The 19,440-nt window shown below is 50.8% G+C and carries 20 protein-coding genes; 9 read left to right on the top strand and 11 right to left on the bottom strand.

Going from position 1 to position 19,440, the window contains the following annotated elements; translation table 11 throughout:
- Positions 1–19: 19 nt before the first annotated feature.
- Positions 20–907 (bottom strand): IS3 family transposase, encoded by an 888-nt coding sequence (locus tag HRU79_09070; protein QOJ27308.1) that lies wholly within the window; start codon positions 905–907, stop codon positions 20–22.
- Between the two features lie 1,163 nt (positions 908–2,070).
- Between HRU79_09070 and HRU79_09065 the strand changes: the two genes are divergently transcribed.
- The 7 genes from HRU79_09065 to HRU79_09035 all read left to right on the top strand — a co-directional run bounded on the left by HRU79_09065 (position 2,071) and on the right by HRU79_09035 (position 4,834).
- Positions 2,071–2,358 (top strand): transposase, encoded by a 288-nt coding sequence (locus tag HRU79_09065; GenBank protein ID QOJ26787.1) that lies wholly within the window; start codon positions 2,071–2,073, stop codon positions 2,356–2,358.
- Between the two features lie 5 nt (positions 2,359–2,363).
- Positions 2,364–2,612, top strand: a complete 249-nt coding sequence (locus HRU79_09060; protein QOJ26786.1) for a transposase — start codon at positions 2,364–2,366, stop codon at positions 2,610–2,612.
- Positions 2,581–2,805, top strand: a complete 225-nt coding sequence (locus HRU79_09055) for a hypothetical protein (GenBank protein QOJ26785.1) — start codon at positions 2,581–2,583, stop codon at positions 2,803–2,805. The genes HRU79_09060 and HRU79_09055 overlap by 32 nt, the downstream gene beginning before the upstream one ends.
- Positions 2,805–3,149: a DDE-type integrase/transposase/recombinase gene (locus HRU79_09050; GenBank protein ID QOJ26784.1), complete on the top strand. Its 345-nt coding sequence runs from the start codon at positions 2,805–2,807 to the stop codon at positions 3,147–3,149. Before HRU79_09055 ends, HRU79_09050 begins: the two co-directional genes overlap by 1 nt.
- Entirely contained in the window at positions 3,085–3,237 is a 153-nt protein-coding gene (locus HRU79_09045) for an IS3 family transposase (GenBank protein ID QOJ27307.1), read from the top strand. Before HRU79_09050 ends, HRU79_09045 begins: the two co-directional genes overlap by 65 nt.
- A 434-nt stretch (positions 3,238–3,671) precedes the next feature.
- Positions 3,672–4,286, top strand: a complete 615-nt coding sequence (locus HRU79_09040) for a transposase (protein QOJ26783.1) — start codon at positions 3,672–3,674, stop codon at positions 4,284–4,286.
- Positions 4,287–4,312: 26 nt separating this feature from the next.
- Positions 4,313–4,834 (top strand): transposase, encoded by a 522-nt coding sequence (locus tag HRU79_09035; GenBank protein QOJ26782.1) that lies wholly within the window; start codon positions 4,313–4,315, stop codon positions 4,832–4,834.
- 703 nt (positions 4,835–5,537) lie between these two features.
- Here HRU79_09035 and HRU79_09030 read toward each other — a convergent pair.
- The 4 genes from HRU79_09030 to HRU79_09015 all read right to left on the bottom strand — a co-directional run bounded on the left by HRU79_09030 (position 5,538) and on the right by HRU79_09015 (position 10,085).
- Complete coding sequence (locus tag HRU79_09030) at positions 5,538–7,964, bottom strand: immunoglobulin domain-containing protein (GenBank protein QOJ26781.1); 2,427 nt, start codon at positions 7,962–7,964, stop codon at positions 5,538–5,540.
- Positions 7,965–8,031: 67 nt separating this feature from the next.
- The gene (locus HRU79_09025; GenBank protein QOJ26780.1) at positions 8,032–8,679 is read right to left on the bottom strand and encodes a YceI family protein; all 648 of its coding nucleotides are present in this window, start codon (positions 8,677–8,679) and stop codon (positions 8,032–8,034) included.
- A gap of 27 nt (positions 8,680–8,706) precedes the next feature.
- Positions 8,707–9,840, bottom strand: coding sequence for a cysteine desulfurase (locus tag HRU79_09020; GenBank protein ID QOJ26779.1), 1,134 nt, complete (start codon positions 9,838–9,840; stop codon positions 8,707–8,709).
- Entirely contained in the window at positions 9,837–10,085 is a 249-nt protein-coding gene (locus HRU79_09015) for a hypothetical protein (protein ID QOJ26778.1), read from the bottom strand. Before HRU79_09015 ends, HRU79_09020 begins: the two co-directional genes overlap by 4 nt.
- A gap of 71 nt (positions 10,086–10,156) precedes the next feature.
- Between HRU79_09015 and secA the strand changes: the two genes are divergently transcribed.
- Positions 10,157–13,312 (top strand): preprotein translocase subunit SecA, encoded by a 3,156-nt coding sequence (gene secA, locus HRU79_09010; GenBank protein ID QOJ26777.1) that lies wholly within the window; start codon positions 10,157–10,159, stop codon positions 13,310–13,312.
- Positions 13,313–13,359: 47 nt separating this feature from the next.
- On the opposite strand, the gene HRU79_09005 is transcribed toward secA, so the two are convergent.
- Positions 13,360–14,427 (bottom strand): methylamine utilization protein, encoded by a 1,068-nt coding sequence (locus HRU79_09005; protein ID QOJ26776.1) that lies wholly within the window; start codon positions 14,425–14,427, stop codon positions 13,360–13,362.
- Entirely contained in the window at positions 14,396–15,235 is an 840-nt protein-coding gene (locus HRU79_09000) for an FAD-dependent thymidylate synthase (GenBank protein QOJ26775.1), read from the bottom strand. The genes HRU79_09005 and HRU79_09000 overlap by 32 nt, the downstream gene beginning before the upstream one ends.
- Before the next feature lie 89 nt (positions 15,236–15,324).
- Between HRU79_09000 and HRU79_08995 the strand changes: the two genes are divergently transcribed.
- Complete coding sequence (locus HRU79_08995) at positions 15,325–15,768, top strand: D-tyrosyl-tRNA(Tyr) deacylase (GenBank protein QOJ26774.1); 444 nt, start codon at positions 15,325–15,327, stop codon at positions 15,766–15,768.
- On the opposite strand, the gene sucB is transcribed toward HRU79_08995, so the two are convergent.
- From sucB to rpsF, 4 genes are all read right to left on the bottom strand, one after another.
- Positions 15,765–17,567, bottom strand: coding sequence for a 2-oxoglutarate dehydrogenase, E2 component, dihydrolipoamide succinyltransferase (sucB, locus tag HRU79_08990; protein ID QOJ26773.1), 1,803 nt, complete (start codon positions 17,565–17,567; stop codon positions 15,765–15,767). The two genes, HRU79_08995 and sucB, sit on opposite strands and share 4 nt — an antisense overlap.
- A 72-nt stretch (positions 17,568–17,639) precedes the next feature.
- Positions 17,640–18,512, bottom strand: a complete 873-nt coding sequence (locus HRU79_08985) for a TIGR01777 family protein (GenBank protein QOJ26772.1) — start codon at positions 18,510–18,512, stop codon at positions 17,640–17,642.
- Between the two features lie 3 nt (positions 18,513–18,515).
- Positions 18,516–18,962 carry a 50S ribosomal protein L9 gene (locus tag HRU79_08980; protein QOJ27306.1) on the bottom strand — a complete coding sequence of 149 codons (447 nt, stop codon included), beginning with the start codon at positions 18,960–18,962 and terminating at the stop codon, positions 18,516–18,518.
- Positions 18,962–19,393 (bottom strand): 30S ribosomal protein S6, encoded by a 432-nt coding sequence (gene rpsF, locus HRU79_08975; GenBank protein ID QOJ26771.1) that lies wholly within the window; start codon positions 19,391–19,393, stop codon positions 18,962–18,964. The genes HRU79_08980 and rpsF overlap by 1 nt, the downstream gene beginning before the upstream one ends.
- Positions 19,394–19,440: the final 47 nt, after the last annotated feature.

The following is a 19,440-nucleotide window of genomic DNA, read 5'->3' as shown; positions in this document are numbered from 1 at the left end:
TCCTACAAAAATGGACACATTAGTGTAGGTGTTTTTGATTACGAACGTCGTTGTTTTCAAAGTCAACGGGAGTAGAATATTCAAGTGTTGAATGCAGTCGTCTGCGATTGTAGATATTCTCGATGTAGTGTGCAGCCTGACGCTGGACGTGCTCGAGATCGACGAAGTTGATGTCGTTGAATTCTTCGGTCTTGAGCGTGGCAAAAAAGGATTCTAGTGGTGCGTTGTCCCAGCAGTTTCCCTTGCGGCTCATGCTCTGCGTTGCTTTGCAGTAGTCAGTCAGAAACTGGCGGTAGCCAGTGGCAGCATACTGCGAACCGCGATCACTATGAATGAGCATGCCGGTGGCATAAGAACGGTTCTTCCAGGCCTTCCAGAGTGCCGTGATGGTGAGCTGTTGCGTGATCGTCTCTGACAGATGCCAGCCAATGATGCGACGCGAGAACAAATCCATCACCACCGCCAAGTACACATAGCCACCGTTGGTCGGCACAATGGTGATGTCGGCAGCCCAGACGGTGTTCGGTGCCTTGACGGTAAAGTTGCGATTGAGCCGGTTGTCGGCCACCGGGTGCTGATGCTGCGAATCCGTGGTCTGCACGCATGCACGCCTGGGCGTGCGCTTGACACGGATGCCGTCTTCCCGCATCAGCCGGCACATTTTGTGACGGCCTGCCACAAGGTTGCCTCGCCGCAGTTCCTTGTACATCCGGCGGCTGCCGAAGGTATGGTTGGACTTCTCATCAATCTCGCGCATGGCACGCACCAGCTTGCGCTCATCGTCACTAAGCTGAGGTTCAGGTCGCTTTAACCAGGCATAGTAGCCGCTGGCACTCACCTGCAGCACATGGCACTGCAGGCGCACCGGCCAACAGTGCCGGTGGTTGGTGATAAACATGTATTTCAGTCCCTTCCCGGCGGAGCGGCAAAGATCGACATCGCTTTTTTTAAAATGGCCAGTTCCATTTCTGCACGCTCAGCGCGCTTACGCAAGGCCCGTACTTCGGCGGCAAGCCCTTGCCAGGTCGCAACACACCTTTTCTGAATCAGTCAGCTACGCCGACCTCTGGTGAGAATTAGTACATCCGGATGCAATTGCTGGTAGATAGTGCGTGAATGGGGTAGGAATGTGACGGAGAGAAAAGGTTAGTGCATAAATCAGGAAGGAGAATACCGTATGGTGTCACAGTAGCAACGCGCTTCGATACATATTACTAAATGTGGTCGCATTGGAATTTATAGAGTTCTTTACGTAGGCTGCACACCACAGCCGACGGGCCGGGCTGTAGTGGTAAGTGGTGAAGCGAAATGGTGGTGGAGGTGGGGGTGGGGCCCGGAGGGCCGTAGTCCGCCCTCTCGGGATTTATGACGTGGTTCGGCTGTGCATAAGGTTTGTGTAAAACCGTAATGTGGGTATGAAACCCCGTATGAACGACCCCATGTCGTCGCCCACACGAAACATTATAAAACCCGATACGAAACTGTACGAACGTGGTCACACTTCACTGTCATTGACATACTCTCTATCACAACAATTGCTCCGGAATTCCTAAGGTGTTTTACGTAGGCTGCACACCACGGCCGACGGGCCGGGTTGTAGTGGTAAGTGGTGAAGCGAGATGGTGGTGGAGGTGGGGGTGGGGCCCGGAGGGCCGTAGTCCGTCTGCTTGGAATGTTGGCGTGCCTCGGTCGTGTAGAACGGCTGTATTAAACCGTAATGTGGGCACCCGTAGGGGCGACCCTACGTGGTCGCCCGCACGAATAAACATTGAACATACCGCGTAATCGTAGGGGCGACCCCATGTGGCCGCCCCTACAAACCATTATAAACAATACCATGAGCCGTAGGGGCGACCCCACGTGGGGGCCAGTACGAAACACCATATAAAACGCAATAAAACGATAAGAAACGATATAAACAGATGTGTCTGTTTATTTCGGGTGCACGGCCGTGCGTCCCGACGTCCAGTACGTTGCATACATCTGATAAATCTGGCTCCCCTGGAGTGGTCCTGAAAAAGTGGACACTACGGGGAAGGTGTAATTTTCCAAAAATCTAAGGAAAGAGCAATGAAACATCCACCTCGCATTTATGATGAAGCATTTAAACGTCGCGCCCTGGAGATGGTAGCTGCGGGACGTACGCTGGCCTCAGTGGCCCGTGAGCTTGGCATCGACGTCAAGCGACTATCGTACTGGAAGCGTACGCTTGGAGCTGCAGCAGCTGCCGGGCAGAAGACACCTGACGAGCTTGCCGCCGAAGTACGAGCCTTGCGTAAGCGCGCTGAGCGTGCAGAAATGGAACTGGCCATTTTAAAAAGCGATGTCGATCTTTGCCGCTCCGCCGGAAGGGACTGAAATACATGTTTATCAACAACCACCGGCACTGTTGGCCGGTGCGCCTGCAGTGCCATGTGCTGCAGGTGAGTGCCAGCGGCTACTATGCCTGGTTAAAGCGACCTGAACCTCAGCTTAGTGACGATGAGCGCAAGCTGGTGCGTGCCATGCGCGAGATTGATGAGAAGTCCAACCATACCTTCGGCAGCCGCCGGATGTACAAGGAACTGCGGCGAGGCAACCTTGGGCAGGCCGTCACAAAATGCGCCGGCTGATGCGGAAGACGGCATCCGTGTCAAGCGCACGCCCAGGCGTGCGTTGGTGCAAACTACCGACTCGCAACATCAGCACCCGGTGGCCGACAATCGGCTCAATCGCAACTTTACCGTCACGAAACCGAACACCGTCTGGGCTGCCGACATCACCTATGTACAGACCAACGCTGGCTATGTTACTTGGCGGTGGTGATGGATTTGTTCTCGCGTCGCATCATTGGCTGGCATCTGTCAGAGACGATCACGCAACAGCTCACCATCACGGCACTCTGGAAGGCCTGGAAGAACCGTTCTTATGCCACCGGCATGCTCATTCATAGTGATCGCGGTTCGCAGTATGCTGCGGCAGGCTATCGCCAGTTTCTGACTGACTACTGTAAAGCAACGCAGAGCATGAGCCGCAAGGGAAACTGCTGGGACAACGCACCAGTAGAATCCTTTTGCCACGCTCAAGACCGAAGAATTCAACGACATCAACTTCGTCGATCTCGAGCACCTGAAGCGTCAGGCAGCACACTACATCGAGAACATTTATAATCGCAGACGACTGCATTCAACACTTGGATATACAACCCCCGTTGACTTTGAAAACAACTACTTTCGTAACCAAAAACACCTACCCTAATGTGTCCATTTTTATGGGACCACTCCACCCCCTCCCTAAAGCCCGAAGGGGTTTGGGGAGGGGGCCGGGGGGAGAGGCCGGGGAGGGGGCCGTAGGGGCGACCCCACGTGGTCGCTCCTACGCCACGTGGTCTCCCGATGAGCTGCAACAGCATAGCGTAGTAATAATCCTGAATATCCTTGAATTCTATGAATCCTGATTCAGACACTGCACCAGGGGTCAGAGCTGGTGCATGGCCTAGATATGGCCTACATTTAACTTACTATGCCTTTTTAAGGAGATAATGTGGTGTTTAATAGACATAATTTACTATATCATGCGATAGCATTTCTGATCAGGGACGATGTCCGGAAGTTAGTTGAAATAAAAAAGGCTCGCTTTGTGGTTGGTAATTTGGAGAAACTAAACAACCAAACACCAAACAAAGGAGCCCCATGCGGTCCAAGCATACGCATCCAGATCATAATGCTGCTATCGACACACTAGCGGAGTTGGCAGGCAACGAAGTAGCTGCGCTTGTGTTACATCATCTGGAGCTGAGCAGACATGTTGGCTTTCAGTTGATGGAACGGGAGGTGACGCACCTAGCCGGGGAGTGCCATAGCCATGACAAGCCTCACGAGGGCCGGTACAGCCGCTGGGGACGTAATCCTGGCAGTCTTGCCGTAGGAGGACAGAAGCTGCCGGTGGCAGTACCCAGGGTGTATGATGCCGAAACCGGGAAGACGTTTTCGTCACAGATCTACCATGAAATGCGCCAGGCCGCGGAGCCACCGCCCTACGTGATCGAGTCGTTGTTTCGTGGACTCGGCAGCCGTAATCTGGAGCTGGTTACCGAAGCATTGATGGATTCATTTGGACTCTCAAAGAGTCGGGTTTCTGAGCTCTTCGTTGAGCACAGCGCCGCGATCCTGGAAGAGTTTCTTCAGCGTCGCCTTGACGAGTCAACCTATGTGGCTGTCTTCATTGACGGCAAGTGCATACAGGGTCAGAACATCGTCTCGGTTATTGGCGTAACTGAAGCCGGGGAGAAGTATCGCTGGGGCTAACCCAATGTACGACAGAGAACGCCGGTGTGATCACGACCATGTTTCGCGAGATGATCAGCCGTGGTTTCTGCTTCGATGACGGCCTGTTGTTTGTGATCGATGGCGGGCTAGGCCTTCGAAAGGCGATCGAAGAGGTCTTTGGCGAATATGCCGTCATTCAGCGCTGCCAATTGCACAAGTTGCGCAATGTGCTTGACCATCTGCCGGAGAACGCACGTCCAGAATGGCGTAGGCTCCTCAAACAACTGTTTTCCTGTGATGACGACAAACAAGCGCGCGCTGTGGCTGATGAGCTCACAGCACGACTGCAGAAGAGTAATCCCGCCGCTGCTGCATCACTCAAGGAGGGCATCGAAGACGTACTGACCCTGACACGACTCGGCATGCGATCTGTCTTCGGAGGCTCGTTCGGTACAACGAACGTGATCGAATCGGCAAACTCTGTTATGGCACGTCGTACCCGGCACGTTACACGATGGACCACCGGCGATCAGCGATTACGGTGGTCAGCTCTCGTTCTCCTCGACGCAGAACAATCATGGCGATGAGTACACAACTATATAAAATTGCTTATGTTGCAACGAGCGATTGTAAACGAAATAAACAACAGAATCCAAAACAATCAACCCAAAGCTATAGTCTCTCGATTTTCAACTAGGAAACTGGCATAGTCCTAACAACAGCCTGACATATTTAGCGTCGGACGGACCCGTACAAGCCTGCGTACAGGTTCATTAAAGGAAAACACTTGTCCAATAAGCGAACTAACCGATACTTCCGCACGATATCAGCCTGATAGAGCTATAGATCCCCCTGCAGAGCCCGTCAGACACACATTATGAAATATGTTGTGTCATAATTCACCTCCTGCAATAGCGTTGGGACCCGCAATGCTTAACTCCAAGGCGTGACAATCAGAAATCGTCTTTTTTTCTTCCATCGCATGGTGTGCCAACAGCACATTGTTGCGATAAGCTTCAACGAAACTCAATCCAGCCTTATGCTGACAACCATTTTCAACGAGATACTCTGATTCGTTAAACAGCGTGCCTACATGCCTTGTTTGTAAAGAAAGTCGGGATGATCAATATATAAGTCCGATGAACTTACGTATTGTTTATTCATTATTGAGTCAAATATGCGGACTGTAAATACCTGGTTCACCACAACCTGATTGTTTTCTCTGTCTTGTACCATCCAACCATAGGCTGAAGTATGTGCTTCGGTCCCGGAACGGATGAAGTGAAGATACTATCTCTTAATCAACTTTAATAGACCTGCCTTCCCTTGATATTCAAGATTTACCAGATATAATCCGTTCGGGACAGGCTTTCCATTCAAAGCGAGCCCATCCCAGCGCACAACACCAGTTCCGGCAAGCGATGTACAGAGCCGGCCCAACACATCGTAAATGCTAATCCGTGTTGGAGTATCCTCAGGTAGCATAAAGGTTACCTCCGAGCTCATTGGGTTGGGAGCCATGGTGATTCCCGCAAGATACAGTTCGTCTGTAACCGAGTTTACTTCTCCGCGAGTAAGGTACACAGTATCGGCTCCGGCAGTGCTGGATACAACTAAAAATGCTGTTGCATTGGTTTCTGATGTTGTACGGACCTGAACTGTAAATACATCACCCATTTTCAGTGTCTGTGGGAGCTGGAACGCACCTGCAATCTCGAAAGAACTCTTGCCGCTGCCACCCAGGTCAACAGTCAGAACGGTGGCACTGTCACACTCCAGTGGAAAGGTTTGCGCCGTGCGTTCAGTCCCGGGAACCCCCGTGGCAAAATACAGCGTATCGGCGGTAAACTGCAGGTCAGAAACCACAGCCCCTTTCACATTGATTGTTGCCGTACCATCGGTTGTAACAATTGTTATGGTACCACTAAACTTACCAAGAGTTGCAGGTGTAATGGCAACGCTGATCGACGCATACTCACCGGGGTTTAACACGTGCGGAAGCTGTAATCCCTGAACCTCAATCACGGCTGATGGCGTAGTTTCAACCGCCGTAATGGTGATACTGTTTTGCCCGATGTTTGAAATCACGTCATCCAGTTCAACCTCGTAACCTGTGCAGATCCCTATATCGCCGGTACTGAGTTCGGTAACAGCAACTGCCACTGACCCCGGCGCACCATTGATGGTTACGGTGGATTGTTGTGACTGTACGGTATCGCAAACGTTGCTTACTTCGCAGTGGTATTTTCCGGCGTCGGCTTGTGTTGCTTTTGCAATTGAATATAGCTTTTCGGTAGCACCGGGTATTGGTTTTCCGTTCTTATACCACTGATAGCGTAGCTTCTTACCGGAAGCATTTACCATCAGATCAATCCGTTCGCCTACCGTAACGGCAGCACTCGCCGGGTGCAGTGTAATTTGAGGTTCGTTTAAGACTGTGATTTGGACAGGGTCGGAGGTGTCAGACGGTTCACATGCACCGCTGACAATGCAAAAATATTTAGCATCATCAAAGAGTGAGATGGATGGAAATTCAAGGACGGATGTTTCCTGTTCCGGCATCAGCACGCCATTTTTATACCACTGGTAGCGCAGACTGCTGCCATCGGCTTGTACCTGCAGCGATACCGATGCCCCTTCACACGTGTCAATCGGACCTGTGGTTGCCTGCACCACGTGCGGTTTGCGTTTAATGGTGACTTCGGCAGGAGTCGTTTCCAGTTGTACTCCGCATGACGTGATAACGCAGGTATATGTGCCCTGATCAGCTTCGTTGCATGACGGGATATTGTAAACACCAAGAGTTGCACCCGGAATATCGTCACCATTTTTCTTCCACCGATACACGGGATCTTTTCCAATCACACCCGCAACAAGCTCGAATGCCTGACCCTCACACACATCCTGTGACTGGGGCTGGGATACGATCACAGGTTTGTCGCTGATAGAAAACTGCTGGGACCGACCTACCTCTGTAGAAGTGGATACTTCAACAAGACGAAGCTGGTATGAATTGCTGGGATCAACGTTATCCGGAAGTGTATAGGAATACGATCCCAAATTGGCTTCAACCGATCGCTCAACAAGAATGGTATTCTCAAAATCATCATCCGACATCTCGATGCGAACCGCGCCAACCGCGGTTTGCGTCCAACGAATTACTAATACCTCACCACCACAGTAGGCCATTCCGCTCATCGGATTTGTAAACGTAGCCCCTTTAACGGTAATGTCAGTGCTATAGGTTGTAAACGCATCTCCTGCACTGGTATTATCCAAGTTTACTGCCGCACCGGCCGCATACAATGTATAGATGCCGTGATTGGCGGGCGCTCTCCAGCTAAACGAAAAATTCGCACCCTTATTCCGGAATCCGGCAGGTGCTGCGTGAGTAAGTTCGTTATTAAGTCCTTGTAACCCATCGCCGGCAGTTAACTCACCTGCCGTTTGTCCGTCCTGCTCTACCGCCAGATTTACACCTGCGGCATTTAATGTTTGGTGCGCAACCCGAATGGTGAAATTATTATTCGATTGTGCAAGCACGGTTGTTGAACCGGTTAACGTAATCTGAGTACCCTGCCCGGTAACATGGCATCCAGCACCGGCGCATCCCAGTTTGTAAACTCCGATAATACCATCGCGATAGGCGAAAACATCAGTGTTTGACAGTAAGAAAACCAGTGAAATGGCAAACAGAACGGTGTATGAACGTTGCATTGTTTTTCCTAACTCATAGTTGATGCCGTAAAGTAAGGAAAAACATGGTTATGCTGAACCATGCGAATTACGATCGCGCAAAAAGCTTTGCCGTCACCGCAATGGTTTCACCAACGCTGCTACCAATCGAGCCGTCCTTGCCTTTGACGTTATAGTCAGCCAGCCGGACATTAAAGGTTGCAGTAATCATTATAAAGTTTCCCGGTGCCCTCTTCTTTGTGGCAGCGTTTTCGGGCACGTATGTAAGTGTAATCTGTGCTGAAAGGGGCTTTGTTACACCGTGCATGGTAAACGTACCGGTAGCCTGGGCGTTAACAGTGCTCTTACCATTGTCCTGTATAACCGTCACATTAGTTAATCCTGTAACGGTGTACACAATTTCCGGGTATGTGGCAGCATCCAGCCAAACGTTGCTGTACAGATGTTGATCGCGCTTGCTGATATCGGTTTTCATACTTGTAACAACAACCTTCAGCTGTCCGGTCGTTGCTTCCAGATTAGCGGGGTTAAGGGTAAACGTCCCGGAAATGCCATTTGCCGTTCCATGGATATCTTCTAATGGTGCCTGACTAAAAAACTCAATGGTGTTTTTGCCAACCTTGTTGTCGAGCGAAAACTTCTGATTTCCGGCTTTCACGCCGGGAATTGAAGATGCGGCAGCAACCGATACTGCTAGGATTACACAGGAAACAATGCCTATTACTGATCGAATCATAGGGTTCGAAGATTAACGGTGAAATGATTATGTGTTTGCACACATATCACGAATGACCCGATTTAGTATTGCAACAGCATCATCAAGCTCGCGGACAGTTGTCAGATGAGAAAGTGAGAAGCGTACTGTTGCCGAGGCTTCGTTACGGCTGCGCCCCATTGCAAGAAGAACATGGCTGGGCTGCTGGCTTCCGGACACACATGCACTGCCACTGCTAACTGCAATACCATGGATATCCATCATCTGAATAAGTGACTCGCCATGCGTTGCATCCATTTCAGGAAACGAGATGTTCACAATATGCGGTGCACCTGCCGAACTGCTGTTAATGCGGGCCTGCGGAATTACTGCTGAGATCAGATCCCGAAGATGGCTGTTGAGCTCCCGGAGTTTTCCGGTACGCTGTTCAAACTCGTTCATTGCATAGCGGACTGCATGGCTAAAGCCAACAATCAGGGCAACGGCCTCGGTACCTGACCGTCGGTTGCGCTCCTGACCGCCCCCCTGCTGGTATGCCTTAAAGTCGATCCCTTTTCGAATGAAGAGTGCACCGATGCCCTTTGGACCATTGATTTTGTGTGCTGAAAACGATGCAAAGTCGGCACCGAGTTCTGCCATCGCAATTGGCAGTTTTCCGAGTGACTGTACTGCATCGGTATGAATGACTGCATCGGGAGCGTGCTGGCGGACCTTGGCGATATTATGGATACAGCCGGTTTCGTTATTTACGTGCATGACCGACAGCAGGGTATCGGGTGCATTATGCAGTGCCACCTCATCCCAAACCAGTTCTCCGGATTCGGTAACCGGAAGGATGCCTGCCTGAGCCCCCTGCCCCATCATCCAATGAACAGGATCAAGAACGGCGTGGTGCTCCGTAGCACCGCAGTACACCGAATGAGCGATCTGTGAGCGCACAATAGCACCATGGATAACGGCATTGTTGCTCTCGGTGCCCCCACTGGTAAAAATGAGCTCAGCGGGGTGTGCACCAATGGCGTGCGCTATCTCCTGTCGGGCTTCGTCAACCGCAACACGCGCTGTCCGCCCCACCTCGTGAATACTTGACGGGTTCCCAAAATGAGTAGTAAACCACGGTAGCATTGCCTCAGTCACACGCGGGTCAACCGGTGTGGTAGCACTGTGATCCAGGTAAATCATGACTTGCTGAAACCTTTATGGGCATCGAACCGTGCGCTGTACAACACAAGGTTCAGCCTTGAGTCGCGCAAGGTTCCGCCCGACGGGAGATAGTAAAACACTGCCATGGTTTCGGTGACCTCCCGCGCCAGCGAGCCGTCGGCATTCACATAAAAATGAAGCACTTTATATCCAAGGTGATCTTGTGCTGTTGCTGCCTGTTCAAGTAAATGTTCAGGACTATACACGTTCAGATTTGTTTTCACGTCATTAGCTTGCTGATAAAGCACCAAATTAGGGTAATTTCGCCCATATTTATTGAATACCCACAACAATCATGCGCAACATACTACGGACTCTGTTTGGTTCGAAATCGGATAAAGATGTAAAGGCCATGCGGCCAATTGTTGATGAAATCAACCGCATCTTCCAGGATTTACATAGCCTTACAGACGACGAGCTTAAAAGTAAAACCACTGAATTCAAGCAAAAAATCAACGAAGCGGTTGACCCCTTGATTCGCGAAGAAGAGTCAATACGCGAACAGTTGCGTACCGATACGGTGCTGTCACACGAACAGCGTACAGATCTGCATGCCAAGCTGGAACAAAACGGGAAAGAGCAACATGAGGTAATCCAGCAGACGCTGGATGAAATCCTGCCCGAAGCGTACGCTGTGGTAAAAGAAGCATGCAGAAGACTGGTGGGTACCCATTACATGGTTGTTGGTAACGATACTACGTGGGACATGGTGCCGTACGATGTCCAGCTTATGGGTGGTATCGCCCTTCACCAGGGCAAAATATCCGAAATGGCAACAGGTGAAGGGAAAACGCTGGTAGCCACGCTGCCCTTATACCTTAACTCGCTACCCGGACGCGGAGTTCACCTGATTACCGTAAACGACTACCTGGCCCGACGCGACCGCGAGTGGATGCTACCGTTGTTTACAATGCTGGGCGTTGAAACCGACGTTATTCAAAGCAATATGCCGCCACAAACCCGTAAGCCGGCATATAATGCTGATATCACCTATGGAACAAACAATGAGTTTGGCTTTGATTACCTACGCGACAACATGGTCACCACTGCCGATGATATGGTGCAGCGCAGTCACTGGTTTGCGATTGTTGACGAAGTTGACAGTGTGCTGGTTGACGAAGCACGGACACCGCTTATCATTAGCGGTCCGGTTAGTTCCGGCAGTACCGAAAAAGCATTTGTAGACATGGTACCCAGGGTGCGCAGACTGGTAGAAGTGCAGACCCGGTTTATTAATACAATTGTTGCAGAAGCAGAAAAGCTCCTTGCTACAGGGAAAAAAGAAGACCGAGAGCAGGGAGGTGTTAATCTCCTAAGGGCATACAGGGGAATCCCGAAACATGGCAGGCTCACCAAGATGCTTCAGGATCCCGATGCCATGAAACTGATGCGCGACACCGAGCTGGAATACCTGAAAGATCAGGGAACCCGCATGTCGATTATCGACGATGAGCTTTTCTTTACGGTGGATGAGCGTAACCACTCGATCGATATTTCGGAAAAGGGGCGAGAGCTCCTTGCTAATGCCCAGGAAGATGTAAATATGTTCGTTATCCCTGATATTGCCCTGCAAATGAGCGAGTTAGAGGGGAATACCAGTCTTTCAGCCGAAGATCGCGCAAAAACACGAAACGAGCTGCTGCTGGTGTTTTCTGAACGATCCGAACGTATTCACATTATTAACCAGCTTCTGCGTGCATACACGCTGTACGTGCGTGATGATGAGTACGTTGTCCAGGATGGTAAAATTAAAATTGTTGACGAATTTACAGGTCGTATCCTGGAGGGTAGGCGTTATTCAGATGGTTTGCACCAGGCCATCGAAGCCAAGGAAGGTGTGGTGGTTGAACAGGATACCCAGACGTTTGCAACTGTTACGCTTCAGAACTATTTCAGGTTGTACCGCAAGCTGTCGGGCATGACGGGTACTGCCGAAACCGAAGCTGCGGAGTTTTGGGAAATTTATAAACTCGACGTCGTGGTGATCCCTACCAATAAGCACATTATCAGAAAAGATCTCGACGATCTGATCTACAGGACAAAGCGCGAGAAATACAACGCCGTTGTCGAGGCTGTCCGCACCCACCTTGAAGCTAACCGTGCCATCCTTGTTGGTACCACCAGTGTTGAAGTGTCGGAATTGCTGAGCAAAATGCTCAAGCGTGCCGGTATCCAGCACAATGTGCTGAATGCGAAACAGCACCAGCGTGAAGCGGAAATTGTGGCACATGCAGGCCGCAGAGGCTCGGTTACCATCGCGACCAACATGGCCGGCCGTGGTACCGACATCAAGCTGGAGCCCTCCGTAAAAGAGGCCGGCGGGCTGGTTATTATCGGGACAGAGCGGCACGACAGCCGCCGTATCGACCGGCAGCTTCGTGGCCGTGCCGGACGTCAGGGCGACCCTGGTATTTCTCAGTTTTTCATCTCACTTGAAGATGACCTGATGCGCTTGTTCCAGGGCGAGCGTATCGCTTCGATTATGACGCGGTTCAAGGTCCCCGAGGGTGAGCCAATTCAAAGCCCCCTGATCACAAAGACAGTGGAGAACGCACAGAAAAAGGTTGAAGGCAACAACTTTGCGGTACGGAAACGACTGCTTGAATACGATGACGTGATGAACCAGCAGCGCGAAGTGATTTATGACAGACGCAGACATGCATTACAGGGCGACCGCCTGAAATCAGAGATCATGAGTTACGTACAGGAGTACATTTCTGACCTGTACAACACACACTACGAAGCAAAGAGTCACACAGGATTTATTAACGAGCTTCGTTCGTCGCTTCTTGTTGATCCACCGATTACGGCAGATGATTTTGATAAGAAGTCAAAAGAAAACATTGTTAGTATCGCGTACGATACAGCAAGTGAATTTTATCGGCAAAAGGAAGAGTCGTTGGGTAGTACCTTCATGGTGGCCTTAGAACGGTACGCATTCTTGTCGACAATTGATGAACAGTGGCGTGAACATCTGCGCGATATGGATGACTTGAAGGAAGGTATCTATCTCCGCGCTTACGGACAAAAAGATCCGTTACTTGAGTACAAGGCAGAAGCCTACAATACGTTCATGGATTTGATCAAGGAAATAAATAAAGGTACCATTCAGGTGGCCTTTAAATATTTCCCGCGAGTCGTGGAGCAGCCTGATGACTCACAAACCAAGAAGCAGACTGCTGATGTTCCCAAGGTTCGCTCAACCATATCGGCAAGCCGTCCGCTGCAGTTTACGCACTCGTCAGCTACTCCGTATGCCGCGGCAGACAACGGGTCGGCTTCAGACCAGCAACCCGCCGTTACCAATACCATTCGAAATGAAGCGCGCATTTACGGCAGGAACGAGCCTTGTCCGGTGTACCCCGGCCGAAAGTTCAAGAACTGCTGTGGTGCCGAAGGACACCGTACCTGCGTGAAGGTCGGAGCCACGCCCACCAAGGGAAACGGGTAGCATTGTTCAGCAGCCGGGTACTTGAGAGGAATTCTATTCACCAGTCGTTATGGTTTTGCAAACCACCTGTTGGTGAAGATTGTACTATCGGTCAGTGTTTTCAAAAATGCAACCAGGGCACTTTGCTCCTGGCCCGTAAGATTCAGCGGTATAATACGGGGATCCTTATTCGCAAAACTTACACCGCCGTCGTTATATCGCTCGATCGCCTGTTCCAATGTATAAAGCTCACCTTTCTCGTAGTCTCCGCCGGCCATATATGGCGGTGTAAGAGCAACGTTCCGCAGCGTTGGTGTTTTAAACCGGCCCTCATCTTCAGTTTTTTTAGTAACCTCAAATCTTCCTGTATCAAAGTAGTGATGAAACAGTCCGATACTGTGGTAGTCGTCGTCGGTCAGGTCGGGTCCGCTATGACATTCCGAGCATTTGGTACGGTCACTAAAAAACAACTGCATCCCTGCTTTTTCTTCGGCAGACAGTGCCGTTGTATCGCCCAGAACAAATTTGTCGTACCGGCTGTTGGCACTCACAAGGGTACGCTCGAACGTTGCAATTGCCTGCATTACCCTGCGCATTGTCACCACGGTATCTCCAAAGGCTGATACCCAGGCGGGTCTGTACTCGGAAGAGCGCATCAGTGATGCCACCGCAACGGTATCGGCAGCCATTTCTTCCGGATTCAGAAAAGCGGCCATCGCCTGGTCTTCAAGGGTGGCAGCCCGACCATCCCAGAACATTACCTTACGATACCCAACATTGATCAGCGTTGGTGCATTGCGAATGCCCTGCTGCTTCCGTACGCCGCGACTGAGTTGGAACGGCGCATCGGTAAACGAAGCTTCAAGACGGTGGCATGACGCACACGGGACGGTGCCGTCCAGCGACAAGCGGCCTTCGTAGAACAGTCTGCGTCCAAGCTCCGCCTTTTCACGCGTAATCGGATTGTCTGCAGGTACGGGCATTGCCGGGAAGTGTGCCGGTATTACACCAAATGTGTCATCAGGATCGGGATTGGGAATACTGCGTTCACACCCCATCAGTATCACCACGATGAGCACACAGAATGCAGCGTACCTCCCCGTTCTATAATGCCGATATCTTTTCACGAAACTCATGCAATTCTCGCCCTTTCAGCCCAATTTCCTGCAATGCTTCGTCAGACAGTGCATCGGTATTGATCATCCGCTTGAGTGCCTGTACTTCCAAACGTGAAAAGCGGACTGAGTGGACCGCGTAATCTTCGAATGCTTCCCAGGCTACGGGAACAATGTGTCGGACAATTTCAGCAATTGCCTGCGAGTACACCCGAATTTCGTACTGGGCATGACTATCCAGCCGAAGGCGCAAAAAGTGAAACAAATTATGCAGATCAATTTTCCAGTACCATTCCGTGTAGTTGCTAACAGGAAGGTTAATGCGCGCAACTTCCCGTGCCAGGCCTGTATCCAGCAACTGCTGATACTGGCGATAGGTTTCAGTTTGCAGTGCATGCATCTGCTGTGTGATTTCACGTGCTGTTTCTTCCGGGAACGGCTCTGACTCCCTGCCCTGTTTGTTCATCGTGCTCTGCGCACGGATCTGGTCAAGTTCAGGAACATAAAACTCGTCCTTCATCTCGGAATACCGACCACTATATTCGTTTACATTCGCGGTTCGGTGTCGGATCCACTGACGTGCAACAAAAATGGGAAGTTTGACGTGAAACTTAAACTCCACCATTTCGAATGGTGTAGTATGCTGATGGCGCAGCAGGTATCGTATTAAACCACGGTCTTCGTGCACCTTCTTTGTTCCCGACCCGTAACTAACGCGAGCTGCCTGTACAATGGCGTCATCGCTGCCCATTACATCAATAAGGCGGACAAATCCCTTATCCAAACACGGATATTCTTTTTCCAGAATGTTCTCAAGTTCTGTTCCCATACGGCAAAGATACCGTTTCGAATGCCTGATTCATTCATGAGTTGCACCTATAACTTGCCAAATTACGCGGGACTGTCGTAGCTTAACGTATGCGTTGTATTGTACAAAGAGTGGTACAGGCCGGTGTAACAATTGAAGGAAGCCAAATTGCTTCAATCGGAAAGGGGCTTTTGGTTTTGGCAGGAATTACCCACACCGATACTGTGACGGAAGCAGAATGGATGGCGGAAAAGCTGGTAAGCCTGCGGGTGTTTGCCGATGACGAAGGGCGAATGAACAGAAGCATTCTTGATACCGGTGGCGAGATTCTGCTCGTATCACAGTTTACTTTATACGGCACATTAAAGAAAGGAACACGTCCGTCCTTTACACAGGCTGCAGCGCCCGAACATGCGCTGATTATGTTTACTTCGTTGGTAGAGGGTGTTAAAACCAAAGCCCCTTACCTTCCGGTTTCAACCGGAATGTTCGGGGCTATGATGGAAGTTTCGTTAATCAATGATGGCCCGGTGACCATCATTCTGGAACGTTAAATCGTTATATTCTGTTCATTCATGCGTTCCAGCGAACGCACCATGGCAGCAACGGCCTGTGTTGCCAGCGAGCCGTCAATCACACGGTGATCGTAGGTAATCGAGATGTACATCATGCTGCGGATTACAATCAGGTCTTCACCGTCAACTTCGCGGACAACCGGACGTTTGGTGATTGCACCTACACCAATAATTGCTGTTTGCGGCTGATTGATAACCGGTGTTCCGAACAGTGATCCGAAGGCACCAACGTTGGTTAGCGTAATGGTTCCGCCCGAGATGTCATCAGGCGAGAGTTTCTTTGAGCGAGCACGTCCTGCAAGGTCACTCATTGCCCGTGCCATGCCAGTTAAATTCATAACGTCGGCATTCTTAACAACCGGCACTATCAGATTACCATCAGGCAAGGCTGTTGCCATTCCAAGATGCACCTTCTTGTGCTGCAGGATATTCTTACCATCAACACTCACGTTAATGCCGGGGAACTCACGAATGGCATCTACAATTGCAAGACCGAAGAACGGCGTGAATGTAAGCTTGAAGCCTTCGGCTGCCAGGAATTTGCTTTGTACCTTGCTGCGAAGTTTCACGATGCCGGTTACATCGGCTTCGGCTACACTGGTAACGTGCGGTGAGGTATGCTTTGAACGGACCATGTGTTCGGCGATAAGCTGACGCACCCTGTCCATCGGCACTACATCAATATCATCCGTTACCGGAATGCCAATACTTGGGAAGGCATCATACACAACGCGCGTTCCACCTGCCTGAGCCGAAACTGGTGCCGGTGCCGCCGGTGCAGCACTAACACGTGCGGCGGGTGCTGGCTGTACAGCTCCGCTTCCGCGTTGCGCGATGTATCCCAGAATATCTGCCTTGGTTACTCGCCCTTCGATACCAGAACCACTTAAAGCGTCAAGCTCCTGTACCGAAACACCTTCAACACTGGCTATACTGCGCACCAGCGGAGAGTAGAAACGGTTTCCCGATATCCGGGGAACCGAGGTAGGAGCAGCAGCAATTGCAGCAACCGATGGCGCTGCCGCAGCGGGAGCTGATACCGGAGCAGGTGCAGGTGCAGGCGCAGATGCTGCTGCCGGTGCCGATGCTGGTGCTGCTGCCGGTGCAGACGCAGTGGCTCCTGAGCCCCCGCCCAGTCGTGCAATTACCTTTCCGACCTCGACAACATCGCCCTCGTTATATAAAATTTCTGTCAGAACACCGGCAGCGGGTGACGGTACTTCGGTATCAACTTTATCAGTACTAATCTCCAGGAGAGCTTCATCGCGCTCCACCGTATCACCAACTTTTTTTACCCAGCGGAGTATTGTTCCCTCCTGAATACTTTCACCCATCTTGGGCATAACCACCTCAGTACCACCGTGCGAGCCTGTTGCTACAGGTGCACGTGCTGGTGCTGGTGCTGGTGCTGGTGCTGGTGCTGGTGCTGGTGCTGGTGCTGGTGTAGGTGTAGGTGTAGGTGCTGGTGCTGGTGCTGGCACTGGTGCAGGCGCAGGTGCAGGCGCAGGTGCAGGCGCAGGTGCAGATACCGAGGCATTCGCATCGGAGGAAATCACGGCAATAACAGCTCCAACAGCCACAGTGTCGTTTTCGTTAGCACGGAGCTCTATGATTTTACCCGCAGCAGGCGACGGCACCTCGGTATCTACCTTGTCGGTGCTAATCTCGAGTAGAACCTCATCGCGTTCTACAACATCGCCGACGTTCTTTACCCAACGAAGTATTGTTCCTTCCTGTATGCTTTCACCCATTTTGGGCATAACCACTTCGATATTCACAGTAACTCCATTTATAATAATTCTTGGTAAGGGGCTTTACACTTGTCCTGCCAAACGCAATTTATGGAAAGCTTACGAACCGAGGAGATTCGTCAGAGCATCCTGCAGCGCCGGATACCTAAATGAAAAGTGCGGATTATTGAGCCGCATCGGAACCAGATTCTGTCCTTCAACCATCAGCTCAGCCATTCTTCCTATCATCATTCGCAGCGGCAACTCCGGAATCCGAAACCAGGAAGGGCGGTGCAGTACACGACCCAATGTTGCGGTAAACTCCCTAAACGTAACAGACTGCGGAGCCGCAATATTGTAGGGACCAAAAGCATCACTCGTAGCCGCCCACATAAAGGCTTCCACAGCATCGGTTTTATGGATCCAGGGAATGAACTGCGTACCCTTTCCCATCGGACCTCCCAGGAACAGCCGCATCGTTTTTGCCATTGCCGGCAGGGCACCATAACTGGAATCCAGTATCATTCCAACTCTCATGATGGCTACACGGGTAAAGGCATTAGCCTTCATTGCCTCGGCTTCCCACTGTACGCAAAGATTTGCCAGGAAAGACTGTCCATGCCCCATTGCTTCATTCGTCGGCACAAGAGTGTTGCCATAATAATGGCTTCCCGAGACGTTAATCAGAGCCGGTTTAATCGTACATTGTGAGATTGCGTTAACAACGAGCTTTGTAGATTCAACCCTGCTGGTAATATGCTCATGTCTCCGCTCGGCCGTCCAGCGCCCCCTGCCTAAGTTGCTTCCGGCCAGATTGATAACGGCAGCAGCCCCTTCGCACTGTGGCTGAAGGTGACCATAGGTAAAGCCCTGAGCAGTCCGGGTGCCTTGTCCGCTCCGTGAAATGTTAACAACCTGATGTCCGTCGGCAGTAAATCGTTCTGACAGCAGGGTGCCCAGGTATCCTGATCCACCTACTAAAACAAAGCGCATGATTTAGTCCTGGGCAATAACCCAAACCTTAAGCGGAGCAATGATTTCGGTATGAAGTCTAACATGAACTTCAAAAATGCCCAGAGTCTTAATTTGTTCTTCAATCATCACATTGCGGCGATCAACTTTAAAACCACGCAGTTCAAGTTCCTGTGCAATCATTTGATTCGTAACGGAGCCGAACAGACGTCCTTCATCGCCAACCTGCATTGGTATGGTAATCTGAAGTTCAGCAAGCTGCGCAGCCATGTGCTCGGCAGCCATTTTGGTTTTCTCCATCTTAACAGCATACTGTGCTTTTTCGGTATCCAGTGCCTTAATTGCTCCGGGTGTGGCTACGTAGGCCAGTTGCCGTGGGATGAGGAAATTCCGGGCATAGCCGGGTTTAACGGTTACAATGTCACCTATATCGCCCAGGGTCTCAACGTTTTGTCGTAATATTACTTTCATCATTCCTCTCCTATTTCGATATCCTCGAATTCATCAGATTTTTTAAAACCGTTGGATGCAGCCTTACTTTCTTCAGCCATTTGTGCAGCACGGGCTGCCTGAGCTTCTGCTCGCACTTTACGGAACTCATGCAGCTTGCTGTCGAACTGCATCGTAAGGTGGCGCATGATGCTTTCCTCCAGATTGAAGTAACGTTCGAGCTGGGGAAGGACGTCGGCATCTAATTCAAAAACAGAGTGAACATAGAAGCCATTGTACTTCTTCTCGATAGGATAGGCCAGACGCCGTCTGCCCCACTGGTTTTCTTCAACGATTTTGCCACCCTGGTCGGTGATAAAGGAATTAACACGCTGAATGACTGCTTCAATTTCGGCATCCTCCAGCACAGCATTGATGATATAGGTCGTTTCGTACGACCGGCGGATTCCCATGGGTTACTCCTGTGGTTGCTTTCGCAGCCGCCCGACAAATCGTGCGG

Source organism: Ignavibacteria bacterium, from assembly GCA_015709655.1.
Taxonomy (GTDB): Bacteria; Bacteroidota; Ignavibacteria; order Kapaibacteriales; family Kapaibacteriaceae; genus OLB6.
The sequence above is the reverse complement of the archived record's forward strand: the minus strand, read 5'-3'. Positions and strand labels throughout refer to the sequence as shown.

Coding starts and splice junctions, on each gene's coding strand:
- HRU79_09060 (QOJ26786.1), top strand. CDS start 2,364: ATGTTTATCAACAACCACCGGCACTGTTGGCCGGTGCGCCTGCAGTGC.
- HRU79_09030 (QOJ26781.1), bottom strand. CDS start 7,964: ATGCAACGTTCATACACCGTTCTGTTTGCCATTTCACTGGTTTTCTTA.
- secA (QOJ26777.1), top strand. CDS start 10,157: ATGCGCAACATACTACGGACTCTGTTTGGTTCGAAATCGGATAAAGAT.
- HRU79_08985 (QOJ26772.1), bottom strand. CDS start 18,512: ATGCGCTTTGTTTTAGTAGGTGGATCAGGATACCTGGGCACCCTGCTG.
- HRU79_08980 (QOJ27306.1), bottom strand. CDS start 18,962: ATGAAAGTAATATTACGACAAAACGTTGAGACCCTGGGCGATATAGGT.
- rpsF (QOJ26771.1), bottom strand. CDS start 19,393: ATGGGAATCCGCCGGTCGTACGAAACGACCTATATCATCAATGCTGTG.
- HRU79_09005 (QOJ26776.1), bottom strand. CDS start 14,427: ATGAGTTTCGTGAAAAGATATCGGCATTATAGAACGGGGAGGTACGCT.
- HRU79_08995 (QOJ26774.1), top strand. CDS start 15,325: ATGCGTTGTATTGTACAAAGAGTGGTACAGGCCGGTGTAACAATTGAA.
- HRU79_09040 (QOJ26783.1), top strand. CDS start 3,672: ATGCGGTCCAAGCATACGCATCCAGATCATAATGCTGCTATCGACACA.
- HRU79_09000 (QOJ26775.1), bottom strand. CDS start 15,235: ATGGGAACAGAACTTGAGAACATTCTGGAAAAAGAATATCCGTGTTTG.
- HRU79_09065 (QOJ26787.1), top strand. CDS start 2,071: ATGAAACATCCACCTCGCATTTATGATGAAGCATTTAAACGTCGCGCC.
- HRU79_09050 (QOJ26784.1), top strand. CDS start 2,805: ATGGATTTGTTCTCGCGTCGCATCATTGGCTGGCATCTGTCAGAGACG.
- HRU79_09020 (QOJ26779.1), bottom strand. CDS start 9,840: ATGATTTACCTGGATCACAGTGCTACCACACCGGTTGACCCGCGTGTG.
- HRU79_09025 (QOJ26780.1), bottom strand. CDS start 8,679: ATGATTCGATCAGTAATAGGCATTGTTTCCTGTGTAATCCTAGCAGTA.